Consider the following 13632-nt stretch of genomic DNA (forward strand, 5'->3'; position numbering starts at 1 on the left):
CCCTGCCAATATTTTTCTTATCGACATAATGTATAAACTGATGTTAGGTTCTCTATTATTTTGTTGTTTCCAGCAAAGACCTGGCTTCGGAGAGCTTTAATGAAATGAAGTAGTAAAAAGCCTGATCTAAGTTCTTTTTCTTCCCGGTGTTTGTTTTATATTTTTTTCTTAGTTCGTATAATAATGAAACAGCTTTAAGGTCTTCTTCTTTAATATTCTGAACACCTAGCTTGCCCTGTAAAATCGTCAAAAAACCATATTGGAACTGTTGTGTAGGCTCAATCATCGTTCCTTCTCCATAATCGTTCCAGGTAACCAGCTGCATATAAGGCGCATTGCTCTGTAAGGCCAGATCAAGCGTTTGGGAAAATGTCTGTAAACTAACATCTATCTTAAATGGATTGGTTCCCCACCCTCCCTCCTGATAAAAAGCATGAAACCCTGGGTAAGCTGATGATATTTTTATTCCGCTGTACGTCTTGCTATAAAATCCGTTTAAATCGTCCAGATGGTTCTTATACACCCAGGCAAATTCTCCCGAAGCATTCTTTCCGGCTTCGTTAGATTCGTTCCACAGGGTGAAGAAAGCGGGTTTGGTATTCAAAGGCGCAAAAACCTGTGTCCATTCGGATTCTGACTGGAATGTCTGCGGACCAAAAACCAGCAACAAAGGCTTTCCGTCTATTTTTATATAATTGGAATTTTTGAAATACTTTGTCTCCATATAAGTCATATCGCCCTGTGCAGTGCCTATTTTATTTGTAATTGTGTTGTTATTGAAGGCAATATTGATATTCTGATCTTCGTAGACAATTGCAAAATTTAGCCCCACTTTACCAATAAGTTCTATAAATTTCTCTGTATTCCTAACCAGTAAAGGATAATCATACAGTTTGGTAATTCCAGGCCAATCAATCAGCACACCGTCTATTCCCGACAATTTCATGAGGAGCAATTGGTATTCTATGATATCAGGATCTCCGGAAGCATAAGGCCCTGTTAACGGATAATAATGTGCTGCAATCTGGCGGATTCCGTTACCATCTGTAATATCTGGATTTTTATTGGCCATAGTCCAATGCTGCCCCCATTTCCCTGCCTGGTCATTCGTTGTTTTATCTTCAAACCAGGGCATTAAATGTACGTATACCTTTTTGTCGATAGTTTTACTGACCCGCTGTGGCTCGTAAACAGTTATCTCTTTTCCATTATCTGGCGGATTTGAATCTCCTCCCGACTTTTTGCAGGAGGAGAAGAGCGCACACAATAATATCACAATCCCTTTTAGTTTCATGGCGAATAATTTAGTTTAAAAATTACCTTGGATATCCCGGATTTTGCGCGAGCTTACCATTTTTATTGATTTCTTGTTGAGGAATAGGGAATATTCCGGTATGCTTGTCTGCTGCATCAGCCGGTTTTTCCCACCATGCTCCAAAGAATGTCCCAAAACGGATATTGTCTGTACGGCGATGGTCTTCAAACACAAATTCTCTTCTTAGTTCACTATCAATAAAAGCTAAATCTATCGTCTCTGGAGTTGATAATCCTGCTCTGGTACGAATTTGTTCTACAAATGGGCGAGCCGCAGCCGGATTGTTCAATCTTACATTACACTCTGCCTGCATCATCAAAACTTCGGCATATCGCATCAGTACCATATCATAATCACGCTCCCAGGCATCACCAGCTTTATCTTCATATTTCGCAAGCCTTGCTCCTTCATTCTGAAGTGCTTCGTTTACATTTGATATTTCTTCTGTATAGATTAACGGATTTCCTGAAGCCGGCATAATAATGGTTGATCCGGTTCTTAAATCTATTTGAGGACCTATCAGCAATGATTTTCTTCTGATATCGTTTTCTTCAAATGCTGAATATAAACCTGGCTGTGCGGCAATTCCGTTACCGCACCATTGGTAATTTCCCGATGCGGAGAGTGCCCATTTTTGTTCATAATGATAGGTCATGGATGCCAGATAGTTTCCTATTGTTCCCATTTTGCTATCGTACGGAATAGCAAAAATAATTTCTGGCGAAGTCTGATTATTCTGTTTAAAGCTTGCAAAATAGTCTGTAGATAACTGCCCGGATATTCTGCTGCAGACATCCAGACAATCTTGCCAACGGGCTTGCCCAATATATACTTCCGAATTCAGGTACAACCTTGCCAAGAGTAAATTGGCCGCATCCTGCGTAAACCGCCCGTACGCTTTTTGGGGTAAATAGGCAATATTCTGTAAAAGCTCGTTTTCGACAAATTTATAGACATCTGCTCTGGGAGAAGTCCCCGGTGCCTGACTGACTACATAAGATGTGTCTATAGGCACATTTCCATACATATCTAGCAGCTTATAATAATAATAGGCTCTTAAAGTTTTAAGCTCGGCTCTTAAGGGTTTGCTGGCTTCTTCACTTAATCCGGACTGCTGTACCTGGTAAAGGATCGCATTTGTTGCGGCTATTCCACCATAGCAATACTTCCATGGCGCCCATATCTTTGGATTGTTAGGTGTCCATGTGTGTTTTTGCAGTTCCAGATAGACACCATCATCGTACCAATCGCCTCCAACACGGGTAGGTATTACACATTCGTCTGAAGATATCGAGGAAACAAAGAATACAAATTCTCCGGTAGGATAGAAATTTACGCCATCAGAAGCACCTCCGCGTAATGAAGAATACGCTTTTCCTACAATGGTTTCTATTTCGGCCGGTGTTTTCCCATAATCGGCAGATCCCACTCTGTCATAAAGTGTTTCTGATAAATCTGTACAGGAGCTTAGCAATAAAGCGCTAAGCGCAAGAGTTATAATTGATGTTGATTTCATGTTTAGTCCCATTTAATGTATTAAAACGATAGATTTAAACCGAAAGAGAAAGTTCTGGAACGCGGATAATAGTAATTATCGCCATCGTTTGCTGTTCCAACAGATTTGTCGATACCCGGACTCTTTAATCCCGATATATTTACTTCCGGATCTATACCTTTATAATTGGTGATTACAAACAGGTTTTCTCCGGTTGCATATAGTCTGATTCTGTTAAACCATGCATTTTTAATCGGAAGATTATAACCTAGTGTTAAGCTTTGCAGTCTTAAGAAATCCCCTTTCTCTATCCAGTAGTCAGAAAACACCGGACCTTCGGTAATATGACTATTGTCCAGCCAGGAATCCAGCACATTGTATCCCGGCAAACGTCCTGGATAGCTGATATTCATAGCTTGCGCATTTAATACCTTTTGTCCAAACATGCCATTGGCGGCAATATTTAAATCGAAGTTTTTGTAGGCAAAATACATGGCAAATCCAGTAGTTAGTTTTGGCTGTACATTTCCTAAATATTGGTTGACTACTGCTCCTGTTTCATCTTTTTCCAATAAGAACTTTCCGTCTTCATCGAATCCTAAAAACTTAGGTCCCCAAAAAGTTCCAACCGGATAGCCCTCTTTAATGATTTGTGTGTACACACCAGACATACCGGTTAAACCATGCAGATTTCCCGATGAAATGGCATCGGTTTGATAAATATCATTTGACAGTTTATCTATTTTTTGCTTGTTGTGAGCTAATACCAAATTGGCGTTCCACGTGAAATCATTTGTTCGCATGATATTGGCTCCCAGCGTAAATTCGATTCCTTTATTAGTTAAATCGCCAACATTTGCCAGCATTTTATCATATAGATATGGCGGTTGCGGAACGTCATAGGTATACAGTAAATCTGATGTTTTCTTGATATAGGCATCAACGGTCACATTAAACCTGTTGAACAGGCTTAAATCTAATCCGATGTTTGTTTGGGCAGTAGATTCCCATTTCAGATCGGGATTTGGGTTTTGTACAATTCCGTAAGATTGTTTCCAAGAATCTGTAGCCTGGTCGTAATATGCTCCACCTCCGGTTCCCATTAATGATAAGGATTTATATTCGCCTATGCCATCCTGATTACCTGTAATACCATAACCTATTCTCAGCTTCAGATTGTTTAACCAATCTTTGCTATTTGCCAGAAACGATTCTTCAGAAATTCTCCATGCGGCAGAAACCGCTGGAAATAAGCCCCATTTATGGTTATCTCCAAAACGCGAAGATCCGTCCCTTCTCAATGTACCGGTTAGCATGTACTTGTCTTTCAAAACATAGTTCACTCTTCCGAAGAAAGAGATCAGCTTAGCTTCTCCTTTGTAAGAATAGACATCTCCCATACGGAAATCGCTTCCCGCAGCCAGATTATTGTATCCGAACAAATCAGAGTCGAAACCTCTTCTTTCTGCACCATAACCTTCGTAAGTGTTAATCAGGTAAGAATAACCTCCGGTAATGTTGAAACGATGGATGTTATCGAATATCTTATCATAGGTTAAATAGGCTTCTACCTGAGAATTGGTATAATCTCCAGTGCTTCTTCTTGCGTAGCCTTTATCTGTTTGTCCATTAAAGGAATAAGATGGCCAGAAAAATCGCCCTTGTTGCGAATTGTATTCGTAGGAAGTATTCACTACACCTTTTAATCCTTCTATAATCTCAATTTCTGCTTTTGCAAAGCCCAATAATCTTTTTCTGGTTTGATCATCCTGTCTGTTCATCAATACTTCTACAGGATTGTTGCTGTTTGTTCCGCCTATTTGTGTGTAAGCTCCGTTTTGCATAACCGGAAGTGTCGGATTGAGATTATAAGCTCTTTCGTAAATTCCAATGTCTACCGGATTGTAATTATCCCGGTTTGCAAAAACACTGGCTTCCAGTTTTAAACGATTATTCAAGGCTTTTTGGTGAGCAGATAGATTTCCGGATAAACGGTTCAATGCACTTGTCTTGATAACTCCTTCTGAATTCAGATAGCTGATAGATGCCCTATAACCTCCATCTTTTCCTCCGTTGGTAAAAGAGATGTTGTGTGAGTTTGAAACAGCTGTTCTTTGCAATTCTTCCTGCCAGTTAGTATCAGCACCATAATCTATTGCTCCCGAAATATTATTTTCCCTCACATAAGCTCTCCATTGGTTTGCAGACAACAGGTCTAAATTCTTCGCGACATTACCAACAGCAACATAGCCGTTGTAATTCATAGATTTTCCTGCATTTTCTCTATTGGTAGTTACAATGATTACTCCGTTTGCTCCTCTGGATCCGTAAATAGCCGCGGCTGATGCATCTTTCAGCACATCTATAGAAAGGATTTCATTGGGCTGAACCGTGTTCATGTCTACTCCCGGAATTCCGTCTACTACAATTAACGGGCTGTTGCTTGCCGAAAGCGAAGTTCCTCCACGAAGTCTTAACGAAGATCCCTGAGTTGGATCGCCACTAGGCTGAACTACGGTTAAACCGGCGACCTTTCCCTGCAATAACTGTTCTGCAGATGTAATTACTCCCTGACGTAAATCTTTTGCTGAAACAGAGGAGATTGCTCCTGTAAGGTCAGACTTACGCATGGTTCCGTAACCTACATCTACTACCTGAACGGCTTCCAGCATTACCGCATTTTCTTCTAATACGACATTCATTATTGCCTTTGCCGGCAATTGAATGGTATTGTAACCGATATACGAAAATGTAAGCAGTTCGCCTTCTGTGGCTGTAAGCGTAAACTTTCCTTCTACATTGGTTTGAGTTCCTCTGCCCGACTTTCCGCCAATACCAACACCAATTAACGGCAACTTTTCTTTGTCGGTTACCGTTCCTGTAACGGTAATTGAACTTTGTGCATATCCTTCGCCAATAGCTCCTATCAGCGTGATAAGTATCAGAATATATTTAGATAAATTCTTGAGATTCATAATTGATAATTATTTAGCAGGCTTGTCTATGTTTGCCAATGAGATATCGCCATCGTGTATTGTTGTCCCGTTCTGATCTTTTATCAATACATGCAGTTTATCTATTTGCATCCCTTTAAACTCTTTGGCTAGATTGATAAATACCCTTTGTCTGGCCATGGTTCCTTCCATTTCGCCAGAGAGCGTTTTTGCTCCTCCGGTAATGGTATAATCTAATCTCTGACCACGATTGTTATTTTCTCTTGTAATGGTCCATATGTCGCTAAGACTAACTTTTAATGGAAAAAAATAGAGTTTTGCCGGTGGCGGTTCCGGAACACCGGGAGCCAGAATCTTGAAATCCGGTGAAGCTCCTGCCCAATCTGGTGAAGCATCATTTCCGTTATATTTAGCTATGACAAAGACAATATTCTGCATATCGTAATCTTCGCTTACACCGAAATAAGTTTGTGGTACTAAATCTTTTTTATAGATACCGTTGCCTAAATGTTTAAAGGCTGTTTTTGTTCTTATCTCGGGCAGCCAGGCATCAAATCCCTGCACTTTGTCCCAATCGTTTAAACCGCCATGCATATGTACGGTTGAAGACACCGGATTAAAGCCTTCTACCAGATTAGAGTTGAAGAGAATACTTAATGTTCCTCCTATCTGAAAATCTGATGGGGCAAAATCCATAATCTTTCCGCTTTCGGTAAAATTCTTAATGAAATCGGTTTTTGGAATGGATAGCGTTCCGGTCAGTTTCGTGGCATCCAAATCTCTTATCAGAAAATAAAACGGCTCTTTATTATCAAATAACTGCTGAACGGTCATATTGAAGAAGGTAGTCGGAGTCATGGTTATCGCCCATATTCTATCTCCTTTATATTGCAACGGAACGGGAGCGCCTGTTGGATTTGTGGGTGCCCAGATCCACATGTATAATGCCTCACCATCACCTACCTGACTGGCACTTGCAAAATCAAAATACCAGGTTACTTCTTCGTCCATTGCGTATACGGCGGGAACTGTCCAAATTTTATCTGGATCTGTAATTGTTGTTGCCGCTTTTAGAGTGCCTGCCGAGAAAAGCAGACATCCTAACATGATGTATAAAAATTTCTTCATGGTTCTTTTGGTTTTCTATTGGACATTGGTCAATTTGTAGTTGTATGAAACGAAAGCCACTCCACCCGACTTACGCGTTAGTTTTAGCTCCATTTCTGTTTTTGCTCCCGGAACGGATACTACGCTCAGCTGGGCCTGTAAATCGGTCTTCGCCTGATCTGAATATAAATTGATAACCGGAGCAGTCCCGTTTGCAGCAGGAAAAGAAGCGCTTAAATCCCAGTAACCGGAATTAGGAAACAATTCGGGAGCATCTCCGCTTACCGAATAAGTAGTGGGATTGTTTTTTTCATCTACCTGCAAAGACAACGTTAAATTCTCGAATCCAAACTGACTAAAGAGACTAATTTCATCTGGAGATATTCCTGCAACTTTTGCCGTTTCATCTACCTGAGAGATGTCGTTTAATTTCCACTCGCCTTTTACTTTTTCGTAAAGTGTTATTGGATCTACATAAGAACCATCATCTGGCTTTTTACACCCAAATTGTAAAAAGAATAAAGAAACCAGACACAAAAGAAGCAATGCTCTAATTGTTTTCATGATTTTAGGTTAATTAAAAAATTGGTTTAAACCCGGTTTATTCCGAGACATGACAAAGAAAGCTTGTATTAAAAGGGAAAGCAATATTTTTTAGTGAAATATAGAAAATATTAAAGCGAACAAACACACAAAACACTGAAAAACAACAAATTAAACAAAACAAGGCACTTTAAAAATATTAATCAAATATGGAGTTAAACGCCTCTGATTTTCATTAAATAGTCGTCAAATTTGTCGTTTGGTACAATAGATTTATTCTTTACACGATTTTTATAGGCATAAATTGTATTTACAGAATAATCCAGAATATGGGCTATTTTATCATTATCTGTAATTCCCATTCTGGTAAGGGCAAAAATCCTTAATTCTGTATTTAACTCCTGATTTGAAGAGAGAATAAACTGGTCTTCTTCCTTAAAAAGCTTGTTTACTTCATCGACAAAGTTTGGGAATAGCTGCAAAAAGGTTTTGTCAAACCTCAGGTAAAGATTTTCACGCTCTTTATGCAGGTTTATTTTTTCTATGGCAATCTTGATATCATCGTAATTCTTTTTTTCCAGCTTGCTGGCAATGCTTTTCTTTAGCAAGGCCAGTTTATCCAGGTATTCGGAATTGATATTAAAGTAATAGCCTATATATTCTTCTTTAATCTTATCGGCTTCATTAAGCTTTACGATGGTCTGCTTTAAAGATTCGTTTGCTTTTGTGATCACTCTATCGGCTTTGCGCAGTTTAATTAATTGCCTGTATATAATAATGGCAAATGCAATAATAGTAAGAGAAAGCACCGCAAGGGCTAAAACAAACCGTGTTAATACCCTGCGCTGTTCTTCTACTGAATTGACTTTTACTCCTGAGATTACTTTTAACAATGCGCTTACCTGTACTTTTCTTTGTCTGGCACCATAAAAATTAGCGTCATCCATGGCAGCGTTGATAAAGGTATAGGCATTTTTAACATCGTTTTTCTGATACAGGATTTGCGCAAGGTTAACCATAGCCGCAGCTTCTTTTGTAGAAGCTTTTATGTCTGCAGTAGCAGCTTTTGCCAATAAATAAATAGCTCTTTGAGTATTGTTCTGCTGGATATAGATATCACTTAACGTGGATGCGATAACGGCATAGTCGCTATAAGATAAATCTTCTTCGGAAAGTAGCTTGTTTAAAATATCAGACGCCAGGGTTATATTTCCCAATTTGAGATTCTTGAGCCCCTGAAAATAGCGGTACCTATAAAAGTCAGCTTTACATAAATAACCGGCCGAGTCTATGTACAACCCTGCTTTTTCCACATATCGCGGAGAAAAATACTGGTCTTTATCGTAATCTGCCAGATCATAATAACTTCTGGCTGTTAGAAAATAGTATTCTGCCCGCATGCTGTCTGTGAGAAAATTTGCATTCACAGATTTCAGGGCGTCAAACGTTTCTTTAAACATTCCGGAAGACAGTAATATAAAGCCTTTCTTCATCTTTGAATAGGCTATTTTTACGGAATCTTTTTGAAGCGCCGCGACTTCTTCCAGTTTATTGGAAAATTCAAAGGCTTTATTGAAATCGAATGTTTTATATTCTTCGTAGAGGGCCAGGTAGGTGTTATATTTTTTTTCGAGATCGCCTTCCTTTAATTTTTGCAGATCGTTTTCAAGCTTGTCTATACGTTTTCTTTTTTCCTGATCGAATTTATCTTTCTGCTTTATAAAAGAATCTAATTGAACCAAAGTGGTGTCTTGAGCATTTGCTGCAATGCAAAAAGAGAGAAACAGGGAAATAAAGAAACTATTGAGGTACATTTCGGCTATTGGTCTATTTATACGCTAAACTATGAATTTTTCTTAACGCAATAAATTGTTGCTGTATTTTTATCTATCCGGTAACCAGCATTTTTTCCAGGCCTGCTCCTGCTACCAATAATTCATGGGTAATATTTCTGGTATAATCAATAATCTCATTTTTGAAATCAAGAACAGATGCTCCTCCCCTGATCTCCTCTAATCTTTTCTCCCATTGCCCGGTTAATTCTGCCTGTGCTATTTTCTTTTCTTTAACAACTTCATAAATCGCCAGCCCTTTAGCTGTTGGAATTAGATTCTTCTTCTCTCTGGAGATATATTCCCTGGTTATTAAAGTTTCTATAATAGACGCTCTGGTCGCTGGAGTGCCCAGTCCGCTATCTTTCATTGCATAACGCAACTCTTCATCTTCTATTTCCTTTCCACAGGTTTCCAGTGCTTTCAGCAAAGTTGCTTCGGTATATTGAGGTTTTGGCTTGGTTTGCTTTTCTACCACTGCCTTTTTTGTTACCGGAAGGTCTTCGCCCTTGTCTACTTTTGGCAGAGTTGCATTTTCTGAAGCGTCTTTTTTCTCGTCATCCGGATCGTTGAAAACTGAACGCCAGCCCGCTGTTTTTATAACTGTTCCGTTGGCTACAAAATCACTACCCGATTCTATGGAAATTTTAGTTGTTTCTTTAATACAATCCTGATGAAAGGCTTCCAGCATTCTACCCACAACCATATCATAAATAGCCTGTTTGTCTTCAGGCAGGTATCCCGGATCTATTCCTGTTGGCAAAACAGCATGGTGGTCTGTTACCTTTTTTGCGTTTACACTACGCTTATTCAGCTTGTTTGCCAATAAAAACTCTGCCGACTTACCGAAAAAATTATGGCTTTTGTATTTAGCAATTAAGTCGGGGACAGTAGCAAAGATATCATCTCCAATATATCTGCTACCAGTTCTTGGATAAGTCACCAACTTACTTTCATACAGATTCTGCAGGATACCTAAAGTCTGATCTGCTGTATAGCCTTTCTTTTTATTGGCCTCCTGTTGTAAAGAGCTTAAATCATGCAGTAACGGGGGTGGTTCTTTCTTTGCTTTTCCTTCTACGTTTTTAATATGTCCTCCTGTCGGATTTCCAGATTCAACATCTAGAACCTTCGCTAAAACAGCTTCTGCTTCTTCTTTGGTATCAAAGTTCTTTGTTGATATGGCTTTAAAAAACTGTTCGTCTTTGCACAGCTGAATAGCTACCTGATAGTATATTTTCGGAACAAAGTTTTTGATTTCCAGATATCGGGCACAGATCATTGCCAAAGTGGGTGTTTGCACTCTTCCTAAAGAAAGAACAGCTTTGTTTCCGGCAGAAATACTTAAAGCTTGTGTAGCGTTCATTCCAACCAGCCAGTCTGATTGTGATCTGGCATGAGCAGAGTTGAACAGAGTATCGTATTCTGTTCCGGGTTTCAGATTTCTAAAACCGTCTTTTATGGCTTCGTCTGTTTGCGATGAAATCCAAAGCCTGCGAAATGGCTTTTTGCACTTTAGATAATAATAAATGTACCTGAAAATCAATTCTCCTTCCCTCCCAGCATCCGTTGCAACAATGATCTCCGTACATTCATCAAATAATTTTTTGATGGTATCTAACTGTTTCTTTACAGCCGGATCTTCAACAATGCCATTTTTTGTTTTTACCTTTCTTATAGAAAGTTTAAACTTCTGTGGCAACATGGGTAGGTTTTCTTTCCGCCAGCCATAAAAACCGTATTCTTGTGGCGGAGCCAATTGCAAGAGATGGCCGAAGGCCCATGTAAAAGAATATCCTTTGCCTTCAATATATCCGTCTTTTTTGGTGGTTGCTCCAAAAACTTTGGCTAATTCTCTTCCTACTGATGGCTTCTCGGCTATAACTACTTTCATGTTTTCGCTACGGTCTTTTGAACTTCAAAAATGGGGATAATTATTCAGCTTGGAAATACCGAGTTATGAACATCTTGCTTTTATCTACAAAAACAGTAATTTTATCTTAAGAAAAAAATCATAACCATTATGAGCTTAAAATATCGTTCGGCTTTACTTTTAATTTTGTTTTCTTTGACCTACACCTATACCTCGGCCCAAAACAAGTATAGCGCGCTTCAACAACAGATTGACTCGCTGATAACACAGGACCTACCCAAATCTGCATTAGAAAAAGTACACGAGTTAAAAGCACTAGCCGTTGCCGACAAAAATGATATACAAAGGCTGAACGCTATCCTTTACGAACTGAATCTAACTGCTCAAACAGAAAAGAATCTCGAAAAAAACATAGAAGTCCTTAATAGGGAGACTGAGAACGCCGCTTTTCCCTTAAAAGCCATTCTGCAATCTGTTCTGGCAGAAACATATTGGAACTATTATAAACAAAATCGCTATAAGATTAGCAACAGAAACAGCATCGAAAAAGAAAGCGATTTCAGAAATTGGGATTTCAGGACTATTACCCGAAAAATCTCAAATCTATATGATGCTTCTGTAGCATTAAAAGAAATTCTGCAAAACATTGCTATAAGCGAATATGCTCTGGTCCTTAAAGACAACGTCAACCAGAACCTCAGGCCTTCGCTTTACGATTTATTAGCCCATAGGGCACTTGCATTTTACAATAGTCAGGAGTCGCATCTCAACGTTTTTAATACGCGAAAAACCATCAGTGAAGATGTTCTTTTTGATAATAACTACATTTTTTACAACTCGAAGGAAGTCGTCTTTTCGGAAACAGATTCATTACTAAAAAAAACTATTGGTATTTATCAGAATCTATATCAATTTCACCATAAAAAGAACCATGCAGATGCACTTGCTGATTTATATTTAAACCGTCTTATTAATATTCCATCTTATTATATCGGTTTTAAAAATCGAGATTCCTTACTTTTAAAAGCACTAAGTGATATTGAAAAACAATATCCGTCATCTGCGACCATTGCAGATGTTCTTTACGAAAAAGCGCTCATTTATGAGCGAAAACAGCAAGAATCCGCTGCTTACGCTATTTATAAAAGTATTATTGAGAAATTTCCTGAGAGCAATGCTTCCGAAAATGCCAAAGTTCGTTTGTTCAGGCTAGAAAAGAAAGAACTTAATATACGCCTTGAGGTAAATACTATTCCCGGTAAAAATATATTAGCTACTATAGATTTTAAAAACGTAAGCCAGGCCAAATACACTATTTATAAATTAAATGAAGATGATCTGGAAAAAATCTTTCCATTAACACAAGGTAGGAATCCAGACAGGGAAGCGGCATTAGGATACCTGAAAAAGAGAAAACATTATAAGGTCGTAAAGTTGGATTTGCCAAAGCAGCATAATTTTAAGCAGAACATTACAGAAATAAGAATTGAGCCACTACCTGTTGGTCTTTACTTTATTGTTCTTGAATACGAAGACATTAAAAAGGAAGATATAAAACTGGCATATTTCAACATTAGCAACATGGCAGTCCTTTCAAAGGCAGAAAATGGAAAACAAAAAATAAGAGTTGCCGACAGAACTACAGGCTCCCCTTTAAAAGATGTTTCTGTTACTGTTTATAAACACGAGAGTAGTAGCAATTCTACTTCAAAAGAGATCTTAGCCAAAGGGAAAACGGATAACAATGGCTTTTTCATTACTCAGAAAGACAAATACCATAGCTACAAACTGAGGTTAAAGAATGATGTCTTATATAACTCAGCTATTTATTTCCTGATTGAACATAACAGAGAAACCAGCAAGGAAGAAACCGAAACCTCATTATTTATCGACAGAGAAATATACCGCCCCGGACAAACCATCTATTTCAAGGGTATCAAATACATCAATTCCGCAGAAAACCCAAAAGTTTGTGAAGGAGACGAAGTAGAGATAACATTTAGGAACAGTCTGTCTGTTTTCGAAAAAGTAAAATTAAAAACCAATGAATTTGGGACTTTTAGTGGTTCATTTGAAATCCCGAAAAGCTTGCTAAGCGGTATGTATTACATCAGGATAGGAAACCACAGGCATTCATTTAAAATCGAAGAATATAAAAGGCCGGCTTTTTTCATACAGTTTTCTCCTCCTACAGAAAAACTGACTCAAAAAGACTCCATTAAAATTACCGGTATTGCCAAAAGCTATGCTGGTTATAATTTACAGGGAGCCAAAGTTACCTATACCGTATTTAAAAACCGTGGATATTATACTGGTCAAAGAGAAATTTATTATACAGACAGTACAAAAACAGATAAACAAGGCTCATTTTATATCAGTTTTATGCCTCAGGCTACAGATGAAATTTTCACCTATAACATAACTGCCGACGTTACAGATATTAGCGGAGAAACACAGCAGGGCAGTACATCTGCGACTGTTGGGAATCCTTCTGTAAGACTCACAGCATCTGT

Annotated in this window: 8 protein-coding genes; 1 reads left to right on the forward strand and 7 read right to left on the reverse strand. The window is 38.5% G+C overall.

Going from position 1 to position 13632, the window contains the following annotated elements:
- Window positions 1–55 precede the first annotated feature (55 nt).
- From ABWO41_RS08395 to ABWO41_RS08425, 7 genes are all read right to left on the reverse strand, one after another.
- A complete protein-coding gene (locus ABWO41_RS08395) occupies window positions 56–1294 on the reverse strand; it encodes a glycoside hydrolase family 99 protein (protein WP_353136358.1) in 1239 nt (412 codons plus the stop codon).
- A 22-nt stretch (window positions 1295–1316) separates the two neighbouring features.
- A complete protein-coding gene (locus tag ABWO41_RS08400) occupies window positions 1317–2831 on the reverse strand; it encodes a RagB/SusD family nutrient uptake outer membrane protein (protein ID WP_353136361.1) in 1515 nt (504 codons plus the stop codon).
- A 20-nt stretch (window positions 2832–2851) separates the two neighbouring features.
- Window positions 2852–5785, reverse strand: a complete 2934-nt coding sequence (locus ABWO41_RS08405) for a SusC/RagA family TonB-linked outer membrane protein (RefSeq protein WP_353136364.1) — start codon at window positions 5783–5785, stop codon at window positions 2852–2854.
- 9 nt (window positions 5786–5794) lie between these two features.
- A complete protein-coding gene (locus ABWO41_RS08410; RefSeq protein ID WP_353136367.1) occupies window positions 5795–6892 on the reverse strand; it encodes a hypothetical protein in 1098 nt (365 codons plus the stop codon).
- Between the two features lie 15 nt (window positions 6893–6907).
- A complete protein-coding gene (locus tag ABWO41_RS08415) occupies window positions 6908–7435 on the reverse strand; it encodes a DUF5004 domain-containing protein (RefSeq protein WP_353136370.1) in 528 nt (175 codons plus the stop codon).
- 194 nt (window positions 7436–7629) lie between these two features.
- Window positions 7630–9228 (reverse strand): SusR family glycan utilization regulator, encoded by a 1599-nt coding sequence (susR, locus tag ABWO41_RS08420; RefSeq protein WP_353136373.1) that lies wholly within the window; start codon window positions 9226–9228, stop codon window positions 7630–7632.
- A gap of 73 nt (window positions 9229–9301) precedes the next feature.
- Window positions 9302–11140 carry a DNA topoisomerase 3 gene (locus ABWO41_RS08425; protein WP_353136376.1) on the reverse strand — a complete coding sequence of 613 codons (1839 nt, stop codon included), beginning with the start codon at window positions 11138–11140 and terminating at the stop codon, window positions 9302–9304.
- 129 nt (window positions 11141–11269) lie between these two features.
- Between ABWO41_RS08425 and ABWO41_RS08430 the strand changes: the two genes are divergently transcribed.
- On the forward strand, window positions 11270–13632 hold a 2363-nt coding region (locus tag ABWO41_RS08430), incomplete at its 3' end, for an MG2 domain-containing protein (protein ID WP_353136379.1).

This window comes from Pseudopedobacter sp., from assembly GCF_040392825.1.
In the GTDB taxonomy this organism is placed as follows: Bacteria; Bacteroidota; Bacteroidia; order Sphingobacteriales; family Sphingobacteriaceae; genus Pseudopedobacter.

What these genes read in the sequence shown, in the direction of transcription:
- ABWO41_RS08395 (WP_353136358.1), bottom strand. Translation starts at nt 1,294, where the DNA reads ATGAAACTAAAAGGGATTGTGATATTATTGTGTGCGCTCTTCTCCTCC.
- ABWO41_RS08400 (WP_353136361.1), bottom strand. Translation starts at nt 2,831, where the DNA reads ATGAAATCAACATCAATTATAACTCTTGCGCTTAGCGCTTTATTGCTA.
- ABWO41_RS08405 (WP_353136364.1), bottom strand. Translation starts at nt 5,785, where the DNA reads ATGAATCTCAAGAATTTATCTAAATATATTCTGATACTTATCACGCTG.
- ABWO41_RS08410 (WP_353136367.1), bottom strand. Translation starts at nt 6,892, where the DNA reads ATGAAGAAATTTTTATACATCATGTTAGGATGTCTGCTTTTCTCGGCA.
- ABWO41_RS08415 (WP_353136370.1), bottom strand. Translation starts at nt 7,435, where the DNA reads ATGAAAACAATTAGAGCATTGCTTCTTTTGTGTCTGGTTTCTTTATTC.
- susR (WP_353136373.1), bottom strand. Translation starts at nt 9,228, where the DNA reads ATGTACCTCAATAGTTTCTTTATTTCCCTGTTTCTCTCTTTTTGCATT.
- ABWO41_RS08425 (WP_353136376.1), bottom strand. Translation starts at nt 11,140, where the DNA reads ATGAAAGTAGTTATAGCCGAGAAGCCATCAGTAGGAAGAGAATTAGCC.